Source organism: Acinetobacter sp. LT1 (assembly GCF_059800965.1).
Map to the genome: position 1 here is coordinate 25,607 of NZ_JBBAXE010000004.1, position 21,270 is coordinate 46,876.

General features: G+C 37.9%; 23 protein-coding genes, 1 tRNA gene and 1 pseudogene. 13 read left to right on the forward strand and 12 right to left on the reverse strand.

The features are described 5' to 3' along the window. Window positions 1–7: 7 nt before the first annotated feature. Together WBW42_RS04660 and WBW42_RS04665 are read right to left on the reverse strand one after the other, a co-directional pair. Complete coding sequence (locus WBW42_RS04660; protein WP_498478450.1) at window positions 8–625, reverse strand: Nmad2 family putative nucleotide modification protein; 618 nt, start codon at window positions 623–625, stop codon at window positions 8–10. 3 nt (window positions 626–628) lie between these two features. Beyond that, window positions 629–1,081: a TIR domain-containing protein gene (locus WBW42_RS04665; RefSeq protein WP_032000905.1), complete on the reverse strand. Its 453-nt coding sequence runs from the start codon at window positions 1,079–1,081 to the stop codon at window positions 629–631. A 168-nt stretch (window positions 1,082–1,249) separates the two neighbouring features. Here WBW42_RS04665 and WBW42_RS04670 point away from each other — a divergent pair, with 168 nt between their 5' ends. Both WBW42_RS04670 and WBW42_RS04675 read left to right on the forward strand, forming a co-directional pair. Continuing rightward, on the forward strand, window positions 1,250–1,867 hold the full coding sequence (locus WBW42_RS04670; RefSeq protein WP_498478452.1) for a TIR domain-containing protein: 618 nt from the start codon (window positions 1,250–1,252) through the stop codon (window positions 1,865–1,867). A 35-nt stretch (window positions 1,868–1,902) separates the two neighbouring features. Then, the gene (locus WBW42_RS04675) at window positions 1,903–3,930 is read left to right on the forward strand and encodes a TIR domain-containing protein (RefSeq protein WP_498478454.1); all 2,028 of its coding nucleotides are present in this window, start codon (window positions 1,903–1,905) and stop codon (window positions 3,928–3,930) included. 34 nt (window positions 3,931–3,964) lie between these two features. On the opposite strand, the gene WBW42_RS04680 is transcribed toward WBW42_RS04675, so the two are convergent. After that, window positions 3,965–5,140, reverse strand: a complete 1,176-nt coding sequence (locus WBW42_RS04680) for a tyrosine-type recombinase/integrase (RefSeq protein WP_498478532.1) — start codon at window positions 5,138–5,140, stop codon at window positions 3,965–3,967. Window positions 5,141–5,323: 183 nt separating this feature from the next. Then, a tRNA-Ser gene (locus WBW42_RS04685) sits at window positions 5,324–5,413 on the reverse strand. Window positions 5,414–5,531: 118 nt separating this feature from the next. Here WBW42_RS04685 and WBW42_RS04690 point away from each other — a divergent pair. Then, entirely contained in the window at window positions 5,532–7,409 is a 1,878-nt protein-coding gene (locus WBW42_RS04690) for a potassium transporter Kup (protein WP_002117080.1), read from the forward strand. 55 nt (window positions 7,410–7,464) lie between these two features. Here WBW42_RS04690 and WBW42_RS04695 read toward each other — a convergent pair whose 3' ends face one another. Next, the gene (locus WBW42_RS04695; protein ID WP_032057205.1) at window positions 7,465–7,908 is read right to left on the reverse strand and encodes a hypothetical protein; all 444 of its coding nucleotides are present in this window, start codon (window positions 7,906–7,908) and stop codon (window positions 7,465–7,467) included. 255 nt (window positions 7,909–8,163) lie between these two features. Between WBW42_RS04695 and WBW42_RS04700 the strand changes: the two genes are divergently transcribed. From WBW42_RS04700 to WBW42_RS04710, 3 genes are all read left to right on the forward strand, one after another. Next, a complete protein-coding gene (locus tag WBW42_RS04700; protein WP_032057206.1) occupies window positions 8,164–9,243 on the forward strand; it encodes a DNA/RNA non-specific endonuclease in 1,080 nt (359 codons plus the stop codon). Between the two features lie 97 nt (window positions 9,244–9,340). Continuing rightward, a complete protein-coding gene (locus WBW42_RS04705) occupies window positions 9,341–9,940 on the forward strand; it encodes a LysE family translocator (protein ID WP_032057207.1) in 600 nt (199 codons plus the stop codon). Window positions 9,941–9,985: 45 nt separating this feature from the next. Next, the gene (locus WBW42_RS04710) at window positions 9,986–10,228 is read left to right on the forward strand and encodes a hypothetical protein (protein WP_032057209.1); all 243 of its coding nucleotides are present in this window, start codon (window positions 9,986–9,988) and stop codon (window positions 10,226–10,228) included. Between the two features lie 10 nt (window positions 10,229–10,238). On the opposite strand, the pseudogene WBW42_RS04715 reads toward WBW42_RS04710, so the two are convergent. The 3 genes and pseudogenes from WBW42_RS04715 to WBW42_RS04725 form a co-directional block, all read right to left on the reverse strand. Continuing rightward, window positions 10,239–10,404, reverse strand: a pseudogene (locus WBW42_RS04715) (hypothetical protein). Window positions 10,405–10,445: 41 nt separating this feature from the next. After that, a complete protein-coding gene (gene aqpZ, locus WBW42_RS04720; protein WP_032057210.1) occupies window positions 10,446–11,135 on the reverse strand; it encodes an aquaporin Z in 690 nt (229 codons plus the stop codon). A gap of 132 nt (window positions 11,136–11,267) precedes the next feature. Further along, window positions 11,268–12,272 (reverse strand): AraC family transcriptional regulator, encoded by a 1,005-nt coding sequence (locus WBW42_RS04725; RefSeq protein WP_005804497.1) that lies wholly within the window; start codon window positions 12,270–12,272, stop codon window positions 11,268–11,270. 109 nt (window positions 12,273–12,381) lie between these two features. Between WBW42_RS04725 and WBW42_RS04730 the strand changes: the two genes are divergently transcribed. Further along, a complete protein-coding gene (locus tag WBW42_RS04730) occupies window positions 12,382–13,020 on the forward strand; it encodes a hypothetical protein (protein ID WP_032057212.1) in 639 nt (212 codons plus the stop codon). 40 nt (window positions 13,021–13,060) lie between these two features. Here WBW42_RS04730 and hisF read toward each other — a convergent pair whose 3' ends face one another. Then, window positions 13,061–13,819, reverse strand: a complete 759-nt coding sequence (gene hisF / locus WBW42_RS04735) for an imidazole glycerol phosphate synthase subunit HisF (RefSeq protein ID WP_032057213.1) — start codon at window positions 13,817–13,819, stop codon at window positions 13,061–13,063. Window positions 13,820–13,931: 112 nt separating this feature from the next. Between hisF and WBW42_RS04740 the strand changes: the two genes are divergently transcribed. Genes WBW42_RS04740 through WBW42_RS04755 form a run of 4 tightly spaced genes read left to right on the forward strand, consistent with a single transcriptional unit; the run spans window position 13,932 to window position 16,262 of the window. Further along, on the forward strand, window positions 13,932–14,882 hold the full coding sequence (locus WBW42_RS04740; protein ID WP_017400526.1) for a homoserine kinase: 951 nt from the start codon (window positions 13,932–13,934) through the stop codon (window positions 14,880–14,882). A gap of 12 nt (window positions 14,883–14,894) precedes the next feature. Then, window positions 14,895–15,524: a DUF1294 domain-containing protein gene (locus WBW42_RS04745; RefSeq protein ID WP_032057214.1), complete on the forward strand. Its 630-nt coding sequence runs from the start codon at window positions 14,895–14,897 to the stop codon at window positions 15,522–15,524. 36 nt (window positions 15,525–15,560) lie between these two features. After that, a complete protein-coding gene (locus WBW42_RS04750) occupies window positions 15,561–15,953 on the forward strand; it encodes a DUF4870 family protein (RefSeq protein WP_005300857.1) in 393 nt (130 codons plus the stop codon). Window positions 15,954–15,956: 3 nt separating this feature from the next. Next, window positions 15,957–16,262, forward strand: a complete 306-nt coding sequence (locus tag WBW42_RS04755; RefSeq protein WP_005078526.1) for an antibiotic biosynthesis monooxygenase family protein — start codon at window positions 15,957–15,959, stop codon at window positions 16,260–16,262. A gap of 36 nt (window positions 16,263–16,298) precedes the next feature. On the opposite strand, the gene WBW42_RS04760 is transcribed toward WBW42_RS04755, so the two are convergent. Then, window positions 16,299–17,201 carry a DMT family transporter gene (locus tag WBW42_RS04760; protein ID WP_032057215.1) on the reverse strand — a complete coding sequence of 301 codons (903 nt, stop codon included), beginning with the start codon at window positions 17,199–17,201 and terminating at the stop codon, window positions 16,299–16,301. A gap of 97 nt (window positions 17,202–17,298) precedes the next feature. Between WBW42_RS04760 and WBW42_RS04765 the strand changes: the two genes are divergently transcribed. Both WBW42_RS04765 and WBW42_RS04770 read left to right on the forward strand, forming a co-directional pair. Next, window positions 17,299–17,850: a helix-turn-helix domain-containing protein gene (locus tag WBW42_RS04765; protein WP_032057217.1), complete on the forward strand. Its 552-nt coding sequence runs from the start codon at window positions 17,299–17,301 to the stop codon at window positions 17,848–17,850. A gap of 206 nt (window positions 17,851–18,056) precedes the next feature. Further along, window positions 18,057–19,748: an ATP-binding cassette domain-containing protein gene (locus WBW42_RS04770; RefSeq protein WP_032057218.1), complete on the forward strand. Its 1,692-nt coding sequence runs from the start codon at window positions 18,057–18,059 to the stop codon at window positions 19,746–19,748. A 54-nt stretch (window positions 19,749–19,802) separates the two neighbouring features. Here WBW42_RS04770 and hisA read toward each other — a convergent pair whose 3' ends face one another. Next, window positions 19,803–20,534, reverse strand: a complete 732-nt coding sequence (gene hisA, locus WBW42_RS04775; RefSeq protein ID WP_000905538.1) for a 1-(5-phosphoribosyl)-5-[(5-phosphoribosylamino)methylideneamino]imidazole-4-carboxamide isomerase — start codon at window positions 20,532–20,534, stop codon at window positions 19,803–19,805. Between the two features lie 94 nt (window positions 20,535–20,628). Beyond that, window positions 20,629–21,270, reverse strand: a complete 642-nt coding sequence (locus WBW42_RS04780; protein WP_032057219.1) for a 3'-5' exonuclease — start codon at window positions 21,268–21,270, stop codon at window positions 20,629–20,631.

A 21,270-nucleotide genomic window follows, 5' to 3' on the forward strand; every position in this document is an offset into this window, starting at 1 on the left:
TACTACTTTAAAATGTAAGAGTTAGCTGCTTGTTTTTTAAACTTAAAAATTCCCATAAAAGAGGGGTGCCATGAATTCCTGGAGTATATTCTTTCAATAAATTAAGTAATTGCTGATGTAATTCTGTATTTACATATTTATGACCTTGTCTTTTCTTTATAATTTGTTCTAATTCTAATGGAATGGGAATACAATTGTTGCCAAAATAATAATAATGATCACTAATTAATACGTGTTCGGATTTAGTGTCTTTTTTTAGATTTAATAAGTTTAGAGTACCATCCTCTTCAGTATGATGAGAAGGTAGTTGAAACCACTCTTCATTTTCCTGATAATAAATATTATCTCCGTATTGATATTTGCGAGAACCAAAGAGAAATGGTTTTTTATTTGCAAATCTTGGGTCGTTCCAATATTCATTAAAAGTCATTTTCTCAGTAACTTTCATTGCAAAAATTATATGCCTTGGCTTATTTATGGTAGTAGAACTTGTACCAATGACCCAATCTTCAACCTCTGCAAATTTACGTATATCTGGTTTACATGTGGCTAAGGTGCAAAAATCAAAAAAAGGGTTAGGTGCGAAACCTATATCTCGATCTACGACGTACGAAAAAATTTTCATAAATTAACCACATAGATGTCGAGCAACATAAGGAGCTTTGTAGTGCTCAAATGTTGGTGCTTCTGTTATTGCTTTTACGAGACAATCGCTATTCCAGCCTACAATTGCATCTGCAAAATTGTCTAATGATTCTGGAATATCACAACCTTGATGACCATGCGCCCATACACCCACAATTCGAATTCCTAGCTTTTGTGCATATTCGATTTCCCAGTTAACCCAATAACTATCTTTTGTTTGAGGAGTGATATAAACCATTAAGACTGAGCATTGCTTAATTCTAGGGGCTAAGATTTGATATTTAATATAATCCTCTGCTTTTGCATTATTGGGTTTATTTGCATTTATAGAAAAATCTCTAATGTCAAATCCTTTACTTTTAACAAGGTCCTTAGTTTTTTGAAGACCATCATCATCTACATGGGCATGACTAATAAAAATATTTTTTTTTTGCATTTCGCTTAGATGATCCATTACTGTAATATAAATTATTAAATAGTGGCTTCTACAAGAAATACAAGTCTACTTAAGAAATAAAAATATTAATTATTTCTTAATTAATATTTAATCTTTTCTAAAAAAAGCGCTAATTTTTATTTATTTAAAGGGGGAGTAATGCTTTCTATGCATAAGACATTTATAAGTTATCATCATGACAAAGAACAAGATTTAAAAAATGAAATCATAGCAACTTTTGGTGGTGATCATTTTATTGATAAGTCTGTAAATGATGGGGATATCAATACAGAAATAAGTGATGAAAGCATTATGAGGAAAATACGCCAAGATTACATTGCGGACTCTACTGTAACACTGGTATTAATTGGTGAAGAAACTTATAGTCGTCCATTTATAAATTCTGAAATACAAGCTTCTTTATGGGGGGATAATCCTTCAGGTTTGCTTGGAGTTATTCGTGATGAATTATACGACCGAATTTTCGGGAAAAGCTCTTGCACGCATGCTGATTGTAACTGCGGGATAAGCACTAGAAATAAATTGGATGGTTACTATAACCTCCTACCATATCTTATTAGAGAAAATCATAGATATTCAGGGGGATATCATTATTATGATACTGAAGTTTATTGTTCATTAGTGAAATATTCTACTTTTATTAGTAATTGTGAATTTTATATAAATGAATCATTTAATAAAAGAGGAAAGGTGGATATTGCAGCTAAAAGAAATGCTGAGAGTGTTCAAGTGATTAGGAAAAATAATATTTTTAAAAGTATTTAAATTTAATTGATTTTTAATGTTTTTTTATTGGAGATATGATGTTGAGTAATTATATTAATCCACCTTTAGCAGCTCATTTTATTTGGCATCAGAAAGATAATGATCAATTTGATGATATTTGTGGCATATTTAGAAAATATTTAACTCGTGATATTGATCGTCCATTTTCTCGTGAGTTAAATATTCCAACTTTCTTTTATAGCTCATTAGATTTCCCTCCTAATGATATTCCTATATCTATTGCAAAAAGAAATATTATTTTTATATGTTTGAGTAGGAATACTCTAATTTGCTCTAAGTGGAGAAAATATTTAAATAGTCTATCTAATAGTGAGCCTAATTATCTTGTTCCAATCGCTTTAGATAGCTATGCTTTAAAGCATTCAGGAGAGGAAGGTGCATTAAATGGTTTACATTTTATTAGAGCTTACGAGTTTGATAAACAAATTAAAAATCAGCTATCTATTTTGTCACTTTCACATGAGTTATTCAGGTATGGATTCAGTGATTTACAAAGTTCGAGCATAGGAGTTGATTCATCTATTCAACTTTTTTTAAGTCATGCTAAAAAGGGTGGCACAGGTGAAGTTTATGCTCGAGCAATAAAGAAGTATATTGATGGCACGAATATGAATAATTTTTTCGATGCATCTGAAATTACTGTAGGCTATAAATTTAACGAAGAAATAATAAATCATATTAAAAAATCAACACTAATTTCAATTACAACTGATGAATATTCATCACGTTATTGGTGTCAAAGAGAGATATTAGAAGCAAAGAAGCATGACAGACCAATTATTTCTGTGAACTGTCTTCAGGTATATGAGGATAGAATATTCCCACCCTCTGGCAACGTTCCATGTGTACATATAGCGCCAAATGAAATTCCGCTAGAAGATGAAGTCTTAAATATTTTAATAGCAGCATTAATGGAAACTATCAGATTTTGTTATTCACAACTATTGTTAGAATATTATAAAGATCAGGGATGGATAGATAAATCCGCTATAGTATTGTCAAGGCCACCTGAAATTCAACAGATAGTATATTTAAAAGAGAAAATGCAAGTTGATGAGTTGACTATTTGTTATCCTGAACCCCCTATTTATGCAGAGGAAATGGATTGGGTTAACTATCTGAAAGTCAATGTATTTACTCCATTATGGTCTAACACACAAAAACAGGAACAAAATTTCAGAGTAGGTATTTCTATTTCTGATTATGGAGAAATAGATTTTAATCAATTACATATTCACCCAGATGAACTTAAAAGGTTGTCTCAAGAACTTGCTAGGCACTTATTAGTAAATAAAAATATTCTTATTTATGGAGGAGATTTGAGAACAAATGGTTTTACAGAATTCATTTTAGAAGAAGCTAGTATCCTAAAGAATAGGCTTCCCAAAAAATCATTCAGTGTTGAAAATCATTTAGCCTGGCCTTTACACCTATTACCAGAGTCATTGGATTATCAGGCAGATTATTATGAAGTATTAAATCAAATAACTTATGATTTACCTAATGAGTTTAGTAAAGAAATCGATTCAAGCTCATGGTTAGAGGTCAAAACCCTTAAAGACAGATATATCATTGCTAAGTGTTTAAGTGCGATGAGGATGGAATCTATCAATAGCTCTGATATTAGGATCTTTGCAGGGGGGAAACTACAAAAATATAAAGGATTCATACCAGGTGTCTTAGAGGAATTCTATATTGCAGCTAAGCTCGGGAAGCCTATTTTTTTGATTGGTGGCTTTGGAGGAGTAGTAAAATATATTTGTGATTCAATTGCTTCAAATAGAATTTCAGAAGTTTTAACGCAAGAGTGGCAAGAAGAAAATGATTCTGATTATAAGGATTTTATGACTTATGTTTATGCAGAATCAGATGAGTTTAATTATGCTGAATTATATCAAGTTATCCAAGGTGTAACAATTGAGAAGTTAGCTAATAAAAGTGGTTTAACTGTAGATGAATACTATAGGCTTGTTAATAGTCAGTTTATTGATGAAATTATTTATTTAATCTTAAAAGGGTTAAATAATTTAGGTAAGAACTAATAACTGTAGATGCTTAGCCCTTTTCTACTTGGTATTAGTTAAGAGTGAAGCATCTCAAACTATCAATAAAATCAGACCATTCTTGCATCATTTTAACCCGATAATTTAAATGCTGTGCATGGTTGTAGGCTTGTGATACACCATTTCCAATTCTATGAGCTAATTGGATTTCAATCGCATCATGCATATAACCTTGCTCATGCAGGGTAGTGGATGCAAGTCCACGGAATCCATGTCCTGTCATTTTACCGTTGTAGCCCATTGTACGAATTGCACATAAAAGAGCATTGCTACTAATTGGCTTAGCTGTACTGTAATTATAGAAAACATAAGGTTTTATGCCTGTGATTGGTTGAATCTTTTTCAGAATTTCTAAAGCCTGTTTTGATAATGGCACAATATGAGGCATAGCCATCTTCATTTTATGCGCTGGAATTCTCCATAAATGATTCTCATAATCAATCTCTTTCCATTCCATCATTCTAAGTTCTGCTGTTCTGACAAAAGTGAGAGTCATCAATTGTAATGCTGATCGAATGATTAGATTTCCATGGTAACGATCCATACGTTCAAGAAAAGTAGGAAATTCGCAAATATCCAGTCGAGCCATATTTTTTACTTTGCGTGGCTTAAGAGCCTCACCTAAGTGTGGGGTGGGATCATTCTCAATAATGCCTTTTCGAATCGCAAAGCGAAAAATACGGCCAGCTAAAGGAATAGAGCGTTTTGCCATTTCCAATGCTCCACGCTCTTCAATTTTCTTAGCGCAAGCGAGTACGTCTTTCCCTTTAATTTGATCAATTGGCATATTGCCTAAAGTAGGAAATAGGTCTTTTTCAAAAACAGACAAATCACGTAGGTAGGTAGCCTCTTTAATGACTGCTTTACGATCTTGCATCCATTCCATTGCAAGAGCTTTAAAAAGTATACTTTCATTTATCTGTAATTTTTTTTGTTTCTTTACTTCGTTCGGATTAATACCATTTTTTAAATTTAAGCGTGCTTCATCACGGATTCTTCTTGCCTGGGCAAGTGTGGTGTCTGGATATGTACCGATACTGAAAATATTTTCTTTGCGATGAAAGCGAAATTTCATACGCCAATGCATTCCACCTGATGGTGTAACTTCCAGATACATGCCTTTTTCATCAGAATACTTTGCTTTCTTTTCTAATGGTTTGATCTTTCTGACCTGGGCATCTGTAAGCATTGCGGCAGTTTCCATGAAAATTTGGGGGTACAAAAATGGGGGTGATTTATTATACCCCCAGTTATACCCCCAACCAATCCGGGATTCAATAGTCATTATCGGAAAACATAAGACAATAAAAAAAGCCTAAATCCTTTAGATTTAAGCTTTTTGGAATCTATGAGATATCATAGAAATTAAATTTGGCGGTGAGAGAGGGATTCGAACCCTCGATACGCGCAAACGTATACACACTTTCCAGGCGTGCTCCTTAAGCCACTCGGACACCTCACCAAGGCGTGCGATAGTAACTAAAAAAACGAGTCCTGCCAAGATTTAAGACGAGCATTACAGAAAAAAAATAATAGAGGTGATAAGATTGCGCTAAAAATCATATTGGTTTAATTACACAATGCAAAATACGGCCAAAAAAGCGACCTTGCCTGCCACGGCTTTGGCAGCTCTTGGAGTGGTCTTTGGAGATATCGGAACAAGTCCGCTCTATGCCTTGAAAGAGTCCTTCCATGCAGCGCATGGGTTGGGAATTCAGCCTGAAAACGTATTAGGAATTTTATCTATTATTTTTTGGTGCTTAATGCTGATCATCAGCATCAAGTATGTCGCGATTGTCATGCGTGCAGACAACAATGGCGAAGGCGGGATCATGGCCTTACTCGCATTGAACTTACGTAAAGCCAAAATTGCCGACAACAAAAAAATCTACATGATTGCCATTGGATTTATCGGTGCATCGCTGTTTTTTGGTGACGGTATTATTACCCCAGCCATTTCGGTATTGTCAGCTGTTGAAGGCCTGTCTATTGCAACCGATGTGTTTGACCCATTCATCATGCCGATTGCGATTACCATTATCATCTCTTTGTTTTTAGTGCAAAAACACGGTACGGCCTTTGTCGGTAAGTTTTTTGGCCCGATCACGATGGTATGGTTCTTATCTTTAGGATTATTAGGTCTTCATAGCGTCATTCAGACCCCTGTGGTGTTAGGCATGTTTAGTCCGCACTGGGCCATTCAGTTTATCTATCACCATCCAATCATGACATTCTTTGTGATGGGTGCTGTAGTGTTAACGGTAACTGGTGGTGAAGCACTTTATGCCGATATGGGCCATTTCGGACCAGTGCCGATTCGTATGGCTTGGTTCTTTGTAGTGTTGCCGTGTTTGGTTTTAAACTACGCAGGACAGGGCGCATTATTACTCAGAGACCCAGCGGCAATTGAAAACCCGTTCTATTTATTGGTTCCGCAATGGGCACTTTACCCAATGATTATTATGGCGACCATGGCAACGGTAATTGCCTCTCAAGCTGTAATTTCTGGGGTGTTTTCTCTTGCACGCCAAGCGATTCAATTGGGTTATTTACCACGTTTAAGTATTAAACATACTTCTGAATCTGAAGAAGGCCAGATTTATATTCCTTTCTTAAACTGGTTACTTTTAATCGCAATTATTATCCTAATTTTGATCTTCAAAAGCAGTTCGAACCTTGCAAGTGCGTATGGTTTAGCTGTGACCTTGACCATGCTCTGTGACACGATTTTGGTTGCCGTATTTATCTACTCGGCTTGGAAGTGGAGCTTGCCAAAAGTGCTGCTCCTGATTATTCCGTTCTTTGTTTTAGAGTCGGTATTGGTCGGTGCAACTTCACTTAAAATCTTGTCAGGCGGTTGGGTGCCGTTACTCATTGGTGCGATTGCTGTGACCATCTTAATGACATGGAAACGTGGTCGTGAGCTTACTTTTGCTAAGCTTGAACATGACACTTTGGCTCTAGATTTGTTTGTGAAAAGTATTGGTAATAGCGTGCACTGGGTGCCGGGTGATGCAGTCTTTATGACAGGTACACCGAACGTTGTGCCACATGCCATGCTGCATAACATCAAGCACAACAAGGTACTGCATCAGCGTAATATCTTGGTCACTGTAGTGATTGAAGATGTACCATTTGTTGCGCCAGAAGAGCGTATTACGACAGAAACTTTAGCTGAACATTTCTTCCGTATTAAAATCTTCTACGGTTTTAAAGATGAAATGAATGTACCAAAAGCACTGATGCAAGCCTATGAGCAGCTCGGTCTTGAATATGACTTGATGCACATCAGCTTCTTTATTTCCCGTGATCGTATTGTTCATTCGGTGGGCGATGGTATGTCTCCATGGAGAGAAAAACTGTTTATCTCTATGCAGCGTAATACCAGTCCGGTGAGTGACTTCTACCAGATTCCAACCAACCGTGTGGTTGAGTTAGGTAGTCAAATCGAAATATAAAAATTGATGTAATAAAAAAACCAAGACATCAGTCTTGGTTTTTTTATGGCTCGGATTATTGAGCTTGTTGCATAGGTGCATCTGCTGGTAAAGCACCGTCTTTTGCCATCGGGTCTGCCGACTGACTTGGATCTGCCGGAGGCGGTGGAGTATTCGGAGCTTGTGGCGCTGGAGGCGCTTGGTTCGGTGCAGGTGGTACTGCATCAGTTGGTGCTGCTGGTGGCGCCATTTCACCGCCTGCTGGAGGCGCTGGTGGAACGTCCGCAGGAATAGGAGCACCTGTAGGCGCTGCATTTGTTGGTGCAGCAGAAACTTGCTGTACTTGTCCGCTATTGACTAAATCGCTAATAGAGCCTGGTTGGCCATTTACGGTTGTGGTTACTTTTACTTTAGACAAACTTTCTAAAGTATCTCCTGGCTGGACTGCTGGCTCAGCCAAAGCGGCCATACTACATAATCCCGTGATTACGCCAATACCAATAATCTTTGAATGGATCATTAAGTGGACTCCGATTATATTTTTATCCAAATTTGTGGAGCTAACCATGTCATAAGCAATCAGTGTTTTTCAACGAAAGATACGCAATTGGCGCAATTCAATAGCCAAAGGCTCTCATAATTCCAACAGATTGTTACGTAATGGGTAATGGAGTTACAAAAAAGATGACCATGTTTTAACCATTTGAAAGATAAGAGATATACTTAAAAAAGCAGGATTGTTAAGCTGCGTGTGGACAGTGGTATTGATAGAAACATGGCAAGTAAAAAACGTAGTAAAGGTACAAACTCATTCTTTATAAGTCAGCATTTTGGCAAGATTATTCTTGCTTGTATTGCTGCGGGAAGTTTTGCGATTGCTTTTGGTAGTGAAAAGATTTCGCAGTGGTTTTCACCTTTAACAACTAACTCGACTTGTCTTAATCAGTTCTATCGTGAAGTTCCACCTGCTTTAAATAAAGACAGCCTAAAAAAAGACAGTTATCCACTGTGCTTTAATGGCTTTAACGTTTTGTATTCAGGTATTTCTAAAACGCCGTTATGGTCGGCAGAGCATTTAAATGCAGAACGTTTAAGTGTCAAAATTAAGCGTGAAGATAACTTCCATGAAGAAACCCGCGTTGATCAAAAACATCGGGCACTATTAAGTGACTATCGCGGTTCAGGCTATGACCGTGGGCATATGGCGCCAAATGGTGATATGCCAAATAAAGAATCCCAATCTGATAGTTTCTCGCTCAGTAACATGGTGCCGCAAGCGCCTAAAAATAACCAAGAAGTCTGGCGTAAGCTCGAAGAAGCCACCCGTGCCATTGCCACTAAACAAAAACAAGATATTTATGTGGTGACAGGTCCTGTTTTTGAAGGCAAACGTCTTAAGACGATTGGGCAGGGTGTAATTGTTCCAACCGCAGTTTATAAAGCGGTGTATATGCCAAAAACTGGGGCGATCGGCGCTTATTACGCACCTAATAATAACTCTCTACAAGTGAAGGTTGTGAGTGTTTGCTACCTTGAGGAGCGTTTAGGCGTCAACCTGTTCCCGCAGTTAACTGAGCAACAAAAGCGTAATGTCTATCGCCTACCTTTAACAGCGAGCCAAGTTAAACCAAATCAAAAGCTCGACTATTTGCATTGGGATGGTGAAAGCCAGTGTGAACAAGACCTAAGCGCTGACCAAATTCAAGCGCTACAAGATCAGTTTAAAAAGCAAAAAACTGGTTCTTCGGAGCCAATGGAAGCAAAAGTTCCAACAATTGATGAAGAAACCAGAAAGGCGATTGTGAAACAACTGGTAGAAGCCTTAGTGAACTATTTCTTGCAAATAATGGAATAAGCAGCTTTTTTGATTGTTGTTGCAATACTCTAATTGTTTAAAATAGAATCTATAGACAGATCTGTCTATAGATTCTATTTTAATAAGGACAATAACAATGTTTGCCTCGATGTTTCTTTTTTCATTTGCAATGTCTATTACCCCAGGCCCAGTCAATACTGTCATTTTATCGACCAGTTTAAATCACGGTTTAAAAAGATCTCTTCCCTATATTTCAGGGGCCACAATTGGTTTTACCTTGCTTTTAATTTTTATGGCATTTGGTCTTCAGAGTTTATTAACTCAGTTTCCTGTTGTATTAAAAATTCTTGCAGTTTGTGGAACGCTATTTGTTTGTTATATCGGGATTAAAATTATTCTTTCTGCTGCAAATATTTCTATTTCCAGTGTTCCTGTTGAACAGATGATTGTTCCCAATTTTAAAGATGGGTTCTTGTTACAGTGGCTGAATCCCAAAGCTTGGTTGGCTTGTGTGTCAGGCATTACCATGTTTACCAGCATTGAAAACCCGCAGTCGTTGCCGATCTTTATCGTTATTTACTTTTTTACTTGCTATGCGTGTTTGTTCTTTTGGGGGTTCTGTGGTGATAAATTTTCAGTGGTGCTCAATCAGGGCAATCGTTTGAAATATTTTAATATCTTGATGGGCGCTTTTTTAATTTTATCTGCTCTTTTAATTTTGATCGATTTTTTTTAAATTGACCGTATTACACTGTGACGATATAACAACGAGACAACACCTATGTTTAAGCCATTTGAAAAGGGTACAGAGTCTTCTTCAATTGAAGATTTAACATTAGAAAATGATGTTGATTGCGTCAGTATTTATGGCAACTTGCAAATTACCAAAGACAAAGTTGGGTTAGAACAGGCAAAGGCATTGCAGAGCTTTTTAAACGAAGTGGTTACGGCTTTGGAAAAAGAAGAATTACCTGAGAAAATTGAACGTCTAGCTGAACAAGAAATTAATAATCCGTTTTTGTAATTTATGCATGCTATGCGTAATATTTAACATGGGCGTGCTGCCATACAGTCTTTAGTATCACGTTACGTCTTATTGAGTGTGTATAGACATTTCTTACTTTTGAAAGACCAAAAGTAAGCAAAAGTCTTTTGTTGATCAGAGGGTACTTCCGTGTACCCCTGCTCAACAGGTGACATCCATGTCACCCACCGCGATAGTAGATTGAGTCTAAGAAGAGTTAATCCTTATCCCCAGCAACTACCTTATAAATAATTGCCCCAATCACAGCCCCTAGAATCGGTGCCACCCAGAACAACCACAATTGACTTAACGCAGCAGTTTCAGCAAAGAACGCAACGCCTGTACTACGTGCAGGGTTTACCGAAGTGTTCGTCACTGGAATACTGATTAAGTGAATGAGTGTTAAGCCCAAACCAATCGCGATAGGAGCGAAGCCAGCAGGTGCACGACCATGTGTTGATCCTAAAATAATGATTAAGAAGAAAGCAGTAAGAACGACTTCAATAATGAAAGCAGAACCTAAGCCAAACTTGTTTGGTGATAAATCTCCGAAACCATTTGAAGCAAAACTACCAACACCGCTAAAGCCCGCTTGGCCTTGAGCAATAATATAGAGAACAAATGCAGCAGCAGTCGCACCGACCACTTGAGCAACGATATAGGGAATTAAATCTTTAACATCGAAGCGGCCACCGACCCAAAGGCCAACACTTACCGCGGGATTAAAATGTCCGCCTGAGATATGCCCTAGAGCATAAGCACCTGTGAGTACGGTTAAACCAAAGGCAAGGGCTACACCTGCAAAGCCAATACCAAGTTCAGGGAAAGCTGCGGCTAATACTGCGCTACCACAACCACCAAAGACTAGCCAAAACGTACCTAGGAATTCAGCAAAATATTTATTCATTGTGATTACTCATCTATTGATGTATTTTTTAATTAGTGTGAAATATGTCACAAAAAATTAAGCATGTGACTATATGAAATTTTTGTTTTCAGTGTTGTTTTAATCAAGAAAAGATTTGTAAGTTTTGGTTGGTTATTCTTTGTCTAAAAATTGATCCCTCCATTGCTGGGGTGTTTGATTGGTCCAATGTTTAAATGCTCTTTGAAACGCACTTTGTTCTGAATAACAAAGTAAAAGTGCGATCTCTTGTAAGCTTAAATGCGGATCTTTTAAATATTCGGTTGCAAGCATAAAGCGCACTTGCTGAACGCGTTCCTGAAAGGTGGTGTCTTGTTGTTGTAAGTGTCGTTGGAGTTGTCGAACTGATAGGCCTAATTGAGCAGCAATATGTTCAATTTGATATTGATTCTTTTGTAGCCCAGTCAAAATTGAATGCTGTAAACGCTGATCAAGTTGGGTCGAATTTGGTAATTGCTCTAAAAGCGCTTGTGCTTGCTGAACCAATAGTTGCTGTAAGGTATGGTCGGCGCTACTAAGCGGCTTATGAATTTCTGTAATTGGAATGAGTAACTCTGTACGTGGTTGGCTAAAACGAACGGGACATTGAAAGTATTGTTCGTAGACTCTAATATTTTTAGGGGCAGCATTTAAGAAACGTACTTCATGTAAATGCACGTCTTCATGAGACATAAAAAGACGTAAGAACTGAATCACCAACGCAATCGCGATTTCATCGGTAAGCTGGGTAGGGTGTAGCTCAGTCGCTTCCCAGCGAATAGAACCATATCTCCCTTGTAGCTCAACCACTAATGGGCTCCCGTCATAAATCAGACGGTGAAAATCATGATAGCGAATTAAGGCTTCACCTAAGTTGTCGCAAGAGAGCGCGAGGTAAGCAATAATCCCTAAGTGTTTGGGTTGCACATATTTGGCAATTTCTAGCCCTAAACCCGGCTTCGGGTCTAGTTTATAAATCACTTCTAATAGATCACGCCAAACGACGTAGTCAAAGCGTTCCAGATTTTGAATTTGTTCTAATTGTTCAGGAATAGCTAATTGATTGGCTTCGCAATAAGCTTTTAATAGATGTCCCAGCCCTCCATACACTGAGCCTGTATAATTCTTTAGTTGTGGCATCCCTAACCACCTCTTTCTTGTCGTGATTTGTCAATGAAACCATAAATTCTGGTCAATACCTAGCATAACGAATTTTATATGCTGAATAAAAAGAAAAAGGAGTTAGGTGATGTTAAAAGGGTTTATTGCCGGAATTGCGGTTGCGAATGCATTTGAATGGGTGGCGCATAAATATATTTTGCATGGTGTACACCGTGTGGGACAACCGCGCTATAGCCCAGTACCAAAAAGCATGGAATCTCATTGGGCACACCATCGTGAAGTCCGTAAACAACAATTTCATGATGATTGCTATGTTGAGGGCGTAAGAAACTGGCGAACTAAAAATGAGTTAATTTCGCTTGCTGTGGTGGCAACCGTTTCAAGCGCAATTTTCTATCCATTTTCAAAAGGCATGGCACTCGCAGCTTGGTACAGTGCTGGAAATTATTATTATATTCATCGCCGTGCACATTTAGAGCCTGAATGGGCAAAGCGTAAAATTCCATGGCATTACGACCACCACATGAACTCTAATCAAGACGCCAATTGGTGTGTGACCAAGCCTTGGTTTGATTATGTGATGGGAACACGAGTGGTGTCTTCGGCAGATTTAAAAGAACAAAACCCTTCGGGTATTCGGTTGCCTACTTTATTTGCTAAACCGTTAACTCAAGCTGTAGAAAAAATCTTTCCAGCAAAATGGGTCGAGAAAAAAGAAAAACTAGAACTTCCTAGTGAAGTGAAAGAAATAGATGGTGCGGCATAAAAAATAAAGGGGCATATCGCCCCTTTAATTATGATTAAGCTTACAAGCGCATTTCGATGCCTTGTTCAGCCAAATATAGTTTAGCTTCCGGAATCGTATATTGACCAAAGTGGAAAATACTTGCTGCCAATACTGCATCGGCACCACCTTGTAAAATACCATCTGCAAGGTGTTGTAAGTTACCTACACCGCCTGAGGCAATGGTTGGAATGGTAACGCGGTCATTAATAGCACGCATTAAAGCAATATCGTAACCCGCTTTAGTACCGTCGGCGTCCATACTAGTAATCAGCAACTCACCCGCACCGTAGTCAGCCATTTTTACAGCCCATTCAATGGCATCAATACCAGTTGGTTTACGGCCACCATGAGTAAAGATTTCCCATTTGTTGTCGCCAGTTTTTTTGGCATCAATCGCAACTACAATACATTGCGCGCCAAAGTGCTGTGAAGCTTCTTGAACAAATTCCGGATTAAATACGGCAGCCGAGTTAATACTCACTTTATCTGCACCGGCATTTAATAACGCACGAATATCTTCAACCTTACGTACACCACCACCGACAGTTAATGGCACAAATACAGTCTCGGCCATACGCTCAACAGTACGGTAAGTGGTATCGCGTCCATGATGTGTAGCGGTAATGTCTAAGAAAGTAATTTCGTCTGCACCTTGTTCGTTATAGCGACGTGCCACTTCAACAGGGTCGCCAGCATCACGAATATCGAGGAATTGAACGCCTTTAACTACGCGTCCGTTATCAACGTCTAGGCAAGGAATAATACGTTTAGCAAGCATAGCTTTTTCCAAAAATAATCGCCGTTGGTGAAAGTTCCTACACAGGCGCTACACCTTCATGGAGGGAAGAGGTATTCTATCAAACTTCACAGATGTTTTTTGCAGGTTTTCCATGTCGGTTTATACCCCGTTGAGTTTAGATGAAGTTCGCACCTTTGCTGCACCTTATGGATTAGAGGTGTTGGAGCTGAACCCAATTCAGGGAGGTATTCAAAACACCAATTATTTTTTGGTTGATGTAAACCGCAAACAATATGTACTCACCGTGTTTGAAGAGTTAGATGCACAAGGGGCGGGCGAACTTATTCCTGTACTTGAGCAATTAGGGACACATGATGTACCCGTTGCAGTGCCGTTAAAACATAGCGGTCAAGCGGTTCATGTTATTGCAGACAAGCCTGCACAAATTGCACCACGTTTAATGGGCCACCATCCCATGCAAACCACAGTAGCGCAAGTTGCAGCGATTGCAGATGCACAGGCGAAACTGCATGTGGCTTTACAAGATTTTCCACTTGAACGTGAATATCGACGTGATCATCAATACTGGACAGGTGTTGCAGAACAGCTGAAACCAAGCATGACTCAAGATGACCAAACTTTACTTGAGCAGGTCTATCAAGCTTTTAATGCGAAAACAGCGCAGTATTCAAATCGACCAACAGGTTTTATTCACTCTGATTTGTTCCGCGACAATACTTTGTTTGAAGGTGAGCAATTACAAGGTATTCTAGATTTTTACGAGTTAAATCAAGATGAGTTGCTGTTTGATATTGCGATTACCATTAATGATTTTTGTACCGAATATCCGGCAGCGCATTTAAACTCAGACAAAGTCGACGCTTATTTAGCGGCATACCAAAAAGTTCGTGCGCTGACTTCAGATGAACTTGCATGTTTAGATGTATTCTTGGCAATGGCAGCGTGCCGTTTTTGGTCAATGCGTTTGCAAGTTGCTCAAAAAAATAAAGAAGAAGGACGTACCGGCGATGACATTTTGCAAAAAGACCCGCAAGAAATGCGAGCAATGATGCAAGACCGTTTAAGTCATGTAAAAGCATAAAAGGGAATAAACATGCGAGATCAGGGGCGTTTAGTCGAATGGTTCGACGAAAAAGGTTATGGCTTTATTCAGCCGGATGATGCTGAAAAAGAGCGAGTCTTTTTGCATATCAAAGATTTTGCACGCCCCGGACCTCGGCCAATTATTGGATGTGCACTGGAATATCGGGTGATTCTCGATGAACGAGGCCGTTTTCGTGCTCAGCAGGTCACCTATTTAAAAGCATCTCAAACCCGAAAAGCGTCAAAGCCTGCAAAAGCAGAATCTTCCTTTCAAGCTAACCCTTGGTCTGCAATGCAAATGGGGATCGTGTTTTATTTCGTTTTAATGGGAATTATGAGTTTTATCCATATTTTACCCGCCTATACCTTATTGTTTATTTTAATGATGAATGCTTTAAGTTATTGGCTCTATTCTCAAGATAAAGAAGCCGCACAATTGGGTAATCGCCGTGTACCTGAACAAACATTGCACATTGTTAGCTTTTTAGGAGGTTGGCCAGCTGCATGGTGGGCACAACAAAAACTGAGACATAAAACACAAAAACAACCCTTTCGTAAGATTTATTTTTGTACCATATTCTTTCATTTACTTTTGATTTTGTGGCTAATTTCTCCCTTAAACGTATTGCGGGGCTCATAAAAGTAAATCGTTTTAATAAACTTGAGAGGTATAAAAATGAATAGTTCTATCGACCAAGATCCAAATCGTACTTTAACACTTATTTTATATGTACTTTATATTGTTGCCATTTTTACAGGCGGCTTACTTGCGGTTATTGCTTTAATTATTAACTACGTAAAACGTTCTGATGTACAAGGCTCGATTTTTGCGAGCCACTTTACATGGCAAATCAGAACATTCTGGTGGTATCTCGCTTGGAATATTATTGCCTTTTTGCCGTTTATTTTCTTGTTCTTTACAGGTGAAAATACCGACTTGTTTGCAGGAGTTGCAATCTCATCGACCGTATTCTGTGTGGGCGTAATTGGTGCTGCGTGGATCTGGATTGTATATCGTGCAATTCGTGGTTTGATTGCGCTAAATGATAACCGTCCGATGTATCAATAAATTATGATTATTGAACATGTACATTTGAGTATAAAGTCTGGGCAAAGTGAAGCATTTCTTGAAGCATTCGAGCAGGCTAAACATATTGTTTATCCAATGGAAGGCTTTAATGCGGTCCAACTGATTAAGCATGCAACTGACCCACATCATTATATTTTAATGATTTTCTGGGATGAAATTGAAAACCATACAGAAGGGTTTAGAAAGTCTGAGGCTTATCAAGAATGGAAAACTTTGCTCCATCCATTTTATGACCCAATGCCGACGGTTGAGTACTACCAACCGTGTAGGTTATTGAAGAAAAAATGATAGATAGTAAAAAAGAGAGCGTTAAGCTCTCTTTTTTTATTCTCGAATTCTTTTAGCTTTTTTAATTGGTAACTTAATTTTTAACTCACTGACTAAAACGCCTAAGACTACTAAAGCACCGCCAAAAAGGGCAATCATTGGCAAACGCTCACCTGCAATTCGGCCAATAATGCCCGCCCAAACAGGTTCGCCTGCATAAATAATTGCAGCACGTGAAGGATCAACCACACGTTGAGCCCAGTTCATAACAAATTGAATGAGTGCACTCGCTAAACCTAACGCAATAGCAATCAGTACTAGGGGCCATGAAAATGCTGGAATCGTATGTTCACCCACCACAGGCATGATAGCGAAAGAAAGTAGAGAAGCGACACCAAGTTGAATGATTGTGACGCGGCGTAAATTTACCTTTCCAGCAAAGTAGCTAATAAAAATAATTTCTAAAGCAATCGCAAAGGCACCCAGGATTGTTAAAAGCTGACCAAAACTTAAGGAAATTTGTTCAAAACCATTGCCCGTCAATAAAACAAGGCCAGCAAAGGCAAGAGCGGCTCCCACCCAAGTCATGATATGGGGAGTTTTTCTAAAGATGAGCCACATTAAAATAGGAACAAGCGGAACGTATAGCGCCGTTAAAAAAGCGGATTCACTACTCGGAATGGTTTGTAGGCCAATGGTCTGGGTGCCGTAGCCTGCCGCAATCACAAGACCAATCGCGCTACCAGCGCCTAAATCTTTTAAAGTAACACCTTTCATACTTTTTAATGAGATAAGAAGCAAAGTAAGAGCTGCTACAGCAAAACGACAGCCTACAAAAAACATAGGTGATGCAAAATTCAGCGCATACTGCACAGTAAGGAATGTTCCTCCCCAAATGATCGTAATCAAAATGAGGGCTAACTGTGGGGCTTTGCTTGAACTCAGAGAAATTGGTGACATACTCAAGTTAAATTAAATTGTGCAATATACTGCACATATTGCGCTATTCTTGTATTTTGTGCAATATATTGCTCAAATTTTCTTACTAATCCATTCTATGAGCCAGTCGAGTACCGTTTTACAGCACGTAGGCACAAATATTCGTTCATTAAGAGATGAGCGAGATTTGAGTCAACAAGATTTGGCAGATCAGGCAGGTGTGAGTAGACGAACCATTGCTGCTTTGGAAACTGGACAGGTCAATATTAGTTTGGCCAAACTCGATGCGATTGCAGCAGTGTTGGGTGTGGATTTTAAAACGATTGTGAGTGCACCTGAGCATAAAGAACATGCTGTAGTAAATGCACTCGCTTGGCAGGGTAAAGATGAAGAAAGTAAAGCAACCTTGCTCGCTTCAGTTCCATCTCGTTCCCAAGTTGAGCTTTGGATATGGTCTTTGGCAGTGGGAGAGTCTTACGTGGCGGAAGCAGATGCAGACGGATGGCAGGAAATTATTTACGTATTAGAAGGTGAGTTGACCATACAATTTACTGACAGCAAAAAAATAATACCAGCTGGTTCATCTTTTATTTTTGAAAGTTCTGTTACTTATACCTATATCAATAGTGGTAACCAAGTGCTTAAATTTACTCGTAATGTGGTGTATTGATTTGGAATTTAAGCTTTTTAATAAAATATATGTTTTTAAAATTTATGCAGTTTATTGAAGGCATATATGATGTATATGACCTATCTTAAAAACCTGTGAATTCAATTTAAACAAAAAATACGAATAAGAATAAATAAGGCAAGTTATGATATTTCGTGTGTAATGAAATTATTTTTAACTCGTTTTAATAGAAAAAAGATACAGAAATGAAGTTCTTATTAAGTTCACAAGATATTCAAAACTATAAATTTTTATGGCAGGTTTCTAAAGAAAATTATAAGAAGCAGAAAGGTAGTATGTTTCTCATGTTTTTATTAGTAATGTTTACAGCATTCTTTACGACATTATTGCCATACCTATTAAAAATTATTATTGATTACTCTGCACAGGCATATAACTTTCCACTAGATATTCGACTTCCATTTAATTTCTTATATCTAATCGTACTCGCTTATGCTGCAGCATGGTTAGCAAATGAGTTATGTAATTGGACGAAAAATATTTTTAGTGCTTATTTGATGGTTGATTTCAAAGGAGCATTAATTTTTGCGGGGTTAAAAAATTATTTAAATCTTAAAAAAGATGAGCAAGATCAAATTGAAGCTGGAACAGTCATCAGTGATCTTGCAAGAGGAAGTTCTGCTTTTGGTGAGATAAATCTAACGTTGCTGCTTCATTTGGGGCCAATCATTTTTCAATTGGTTATGATCTTTGCAGTTTTATTTACAACTATTAGCTTACTTTTTAGTATCAGTTTTTTATTGGTAGCTATCGTTATTTTTTTAGTTTCCTTTCATATAAATAAAAGAAGTAGTTCTTTATTTGATTCGATGTATCAACAAGATAATCAGGTAAATAGCGATTTGATACATCAGATCTCAAATTCATATGAAATTAAAGTAAAAAATGCAGTACCGTTTCAATTGTCAAAATTTAATACCACATTAGACTCATTCATCAAAACAGCTAAAGATAGGAATAAAAAAATAGGGCTATTGATGATTTCTCAATTGTTCCTGATCTTTTTGTTTTTACTCTTTTTTATGTTATTTACAGTCTTTCTTTCAACTGAAAAGCAGCTTACACCGGGTGCTTTCGTATTGATAAGTACTTATATTATTCAACTCACCAATCCATTTTTAGCGGTTTCTCAAAGCTTGATGCGTTTAAATGGTAACTTTGTCGCCTTAGCAAAATATCGAAAATACTTTAATCTCAATAAAGAAAATTATACGCATTCTATCGTTCAAGACTCCAACGTTCTCTTTCAATTTATAAATGCTAAATTTTTACTTGGGAAAAGAGCCGTAGATCATTTTAATTTAACAATATTAGCCAATAAAACGTATGTCGTGATTGGGCCAACTGGCTTGGGAAAGACTTCTCTAATGAATTATTTAATGGGTGTCTATCAGATTCAATCAGGGCAGCTTTGCTATAAGAATATTGATATTAGCCAAAATTTCTCTAAACATATTTTTGATGAGGTTGTTTACGTTGCACAGCAACCAGTTATTTTCCCTTATTCCCTTAGAGATAATTTAGTTTATAACTCCTCGCACATATATGAAGATTCTTACTTACTTCAGATGCTTGATCAATTTAATCTATTACATATTTTGAAAAAACATCGACTAACGCTCGATGATGATTTAACTGAAATTTATAAGAATTTTTCAGGAGGAGAAAAGCAAAGAATTTGCATTCTTCGAGGTCTTTTAGCTCGCCCGCAGCTCATCATCCTAGACGAACCGACTGCCGCCTTGGATGTAGATACTGCAAAAAATATACTTGAATATATTCAGCAGGTTGTTCCATCCGTAATCATGATTACACATTCGCCCTATGCAATGGAAATTGCGGATGAGGTAATCGATTTAGAAAAGTTATTAAACTAAAGATAATCAAAAATAAAAAAGAGCCTAAAGCGGCTCTTTTTTACATCTTAAAAATTAAAGACGGTTTTCATCTAACAAAAGCTGAGCTTCACGAAGGTTTAAAGTACCTTCATAAATTGCGCGGCCTGTAATCGCACCTAAAATACCCGGTTGACCTTTTAAGTTACGAACGTCATCAAGGTTGGTTACACCACCAGAAGCAATTACTGGTAAGCCTGAGTATTGAGCCAAGTTTACAGTTTGCTCAACGTTTACACCTTGCATCATGCCGTCACGAGCAATGTCTGTATAAACAATGCTAGACACGCCTGCATCAGCAAAGCGTTTCGCTAAATCAGTTGCTTTCACATCAGTAACGTTTGCCCAGCCGTCAGTTGCAACCATACCATTCATGGCATCAATACCAACAATGATGTGGCCTGCGAAACGTTTACAAGCTTCTTCTACAAATTCAGGCTCTTGAACGGCTTTAGTACCGATAATGACAAACGTCACGCCAGCTTCTAAATAGTGTTCAATGGTTTCTAATGAGCGAATACCACCACCAATTTGAATTGGTAATTCTGGCTGAGCTTTAGCAATCGCTTCAACAACAGGCTTATGAATAGGCGTACCTGCGAAAGCACCATTCAAATCAACCAAATGCAAACGGCGCGCACCTTCATTTACCCAATGCTGGGCAGTTGCAACCGGATCGTCAGAGAAAACGGTATCGTCTTCCATACGCCCTTGTTTTAAACGCACACATTTACCATCTTTCAGGTCAATTGCTGGAATGATTAGCATGCTTCCGCTCCTTGCTTCATCATGATTATGAAATTGTGCACATCTTAGCAAAGTATTGATCAATCGCTAAGCCTTAGAAAAGACTTTTATTACTTTACGCTTGAAGTGCGGTTTGAATAGTTTGTGAAATGTGAGCGGGTAATAGTTTTTGGTTTCTGAGCTCTTCAAATACGAGTAATGCAGCATAAGCATCAGCGGCGGCATAATTTATTTGCTGAGATGTAAGTGGCTTTCGTGCCCAGTTTGAAGTTCCGACTTTTTTCGACTTTGCGAGATATTGTCCAAATAACAGTGCTACCGCTTTTTGTAAGCCCATTTGCTGTTTAAAACCAAAGTGACTAAACCCTTTGGCAAGGTCCACACCACTTTCTAGCTCTATACCTTTTTTATGAAAAATGTGCTTATCATTTTTAAGGCCAAAACCGACTTTAATTTGCTTCTGGTTAGATAAAATGGGCTGCAAGAATTTTAAAGTCGATGAATTGACATGAAATAAATAGGCTTTTTGTGCTGTAGCAAGTTGAATCAAGTGTGGACCAGTTGAGATTTCACCCACTTTAAATGTAGGTTTAGATTCAGAATCAAATCCCAAAATTGCAGCGTTTTTTAATTCTTCTTCAATACTTTTGCATTGCTCAATATTTTCAATCACCACAATATTATGGTGGTTAAGATTTTTAAAAGGAGGAAGCTGCTGAATAGAGGCTTTATCAAGGAGGGCAACGGCTTCGGACAT

Excerpts from the sequence above, each read along its gene's own strand:
- WBW42_RS04660 (WP_498478450.1), bottom strand. The coding sequence starts at position 625 with ATGAAAATTTTTTCGTACGTCGTAGATCGAGATATAGGTTTCGCACCT.
- WBW42_RS04665 (WP_032000905.1), bottom strand. The coding sequence starts at position 1,081 with ATGCAAAAAAAAAATATTTTTATTAGTCATGCCCATGTAGATGATGAT.
- WBW42_RS04670 (WP_498478452.1), top strand. The coding sequence starts at position 1,250 with ATGCATAAGACATTTATAAGTTATCATCATGACAAAGAACAAGATTTA.
- WBW42_RS04675 (WP_498478454.1), top strand. The coding sequence starts at position 1,903 with ATGATGTTGAGTAATTATATTAATCCACCTTTAGCAGCTCATTTTATT.
- WBW42_RS04680 (WP_498478532.1), bottom strand. The coding sequence starts at position 5,140 with ATGCTTACAGATGCCCAGGTCAGAAAGATCAAACCATTAGAAAAGAAA.
- WBW42_RS04690 (WP_002117080.1), top strand. The coding sequence starts at position 5,532 with ATGCAAAATACGGCCAAAAAAGCGACCTTGCCTGCCACGGCTTTGGCA.
- WBW42_RS04695 (WP_032057205.1), bottom strand. The coding sequence starts at position 7,908 with ATGATCCATTCAAAGATTATTGGTATTGGCGTAATCACGGGATTATGT.
- WBW42_RS04700 (WP_032057206.1), top strand. The coding sequence starts at position 8,164 with ATGGCAAGTAAAAAACGTAGTAAAGGTACAAACTCATTCTTTATAAGT.
- WBW42_RS04705 (WP_032057207.1), top strand. The coding sequence starts at position 9,341 with ATGTTTGCCTCGATGTTTCTTTTTTCATTTGCAATGTCTATTACCCCA.
- WBW42_RS04710 (WP_032057209.1), top strand. The coding sequence starts at position 9,986 with ATGTTTAAGCCATTTGAAAAGGGTACAGAGTCTTCTTCAATTGAAGAT.
- aqpZ (WP_032057210.1), bottom strand. The coding sequence starts at position 11,135 with ATGAATAAATATTTTGCTGAATTCCTAGGTACGTTTTGGCTAGTCTTT.
- WBW42_RS04725 (WP_005804497.1), bottom strand. The coding sequence starts at position 12,272 with ATGCCACAACTAAAGAATTATACAGGCTCAGTGTATGGAGGGCTGGGA.
- WBW42_RS04730 (WP_032057212.1), top strand. The coding sequence starts at position 12,382 with ATGTTAAAAGGGTTTATTGCCGGAATTGCGGTTGCGAATGCATTTGAA.
- hisF (WP_032057213.1), bottom strand. The coding sequence starts at position 13,819 with ATGCTTGCTAAACGTATTATTCCTTGCCTAGACGTTGATAACGGACGC.
- WBW42_RS04740 (WP_017400526.1), top strand. The coding sequence starts at position 13,932 with ATGTCGGTTTATACCCCGTTGAGTTTAGATGAAGTTCGCACCTTTGCT.
- WBW42_RS04745 (WP_032057214.1), top strand. The coding sequence starts at position 14,895 with ATGCGAGATCAGGGGCGTTTAGTCGAATGGTTCGACGAAAAAGGTTAT.
- WBW42_RS04750 (WP_005300857.1), top strand. The coding sequence starts at position 15,561 with ATGAATAGTTCTATCGACCAAGATCCAAATCGTACTTTAACACTTATT.
- WBW42_RS04755 (WP_005078526.1), top strand. The coding sequence starts at position 15,957 with ATGATTATTGAACATGTACATTTGAGTATAAAGTCTGGGCAAAGTGAA.
- WBW42_RS04760 (WP_032057215.1), bottom strand. The coding sequence starts at position 17,201 with ATGTCACCAATTTCTCTGAGTTCAAGCAAAGCCCCACAGTTAGCCCTC.
- WBW42_RS04765 (WP_032057217.1), top strand. The coding sequence starts at position 17,299 with ATGAGCCAGTCGAGTACCGTTTTACAGCACGTAGGCACAAATATTCGT.
- WBW42_RS04770 (WP_032057218.1), top strand. The coding sequence starts at position 18,057 with ATGAAGTTCTTATTAAGTTCACAAGATATTCAAAACTATAAATTTTTA.
- hisA (WP_000905538.1), bottom strand. The coding sequence starts at position 20,534 with ATGCTAATCATTCCAGCAATTGACCTGAAAGATGGTAAATGTGTGCGT.
- WBW42_RS04780 (WP_032057219.1), bottom strand. The coding sequence starts at position 21,270 with ATGTCCGAAGCCGTTGCCCTCCTTGATAAAGCCTCTATTCAGCAGCTT.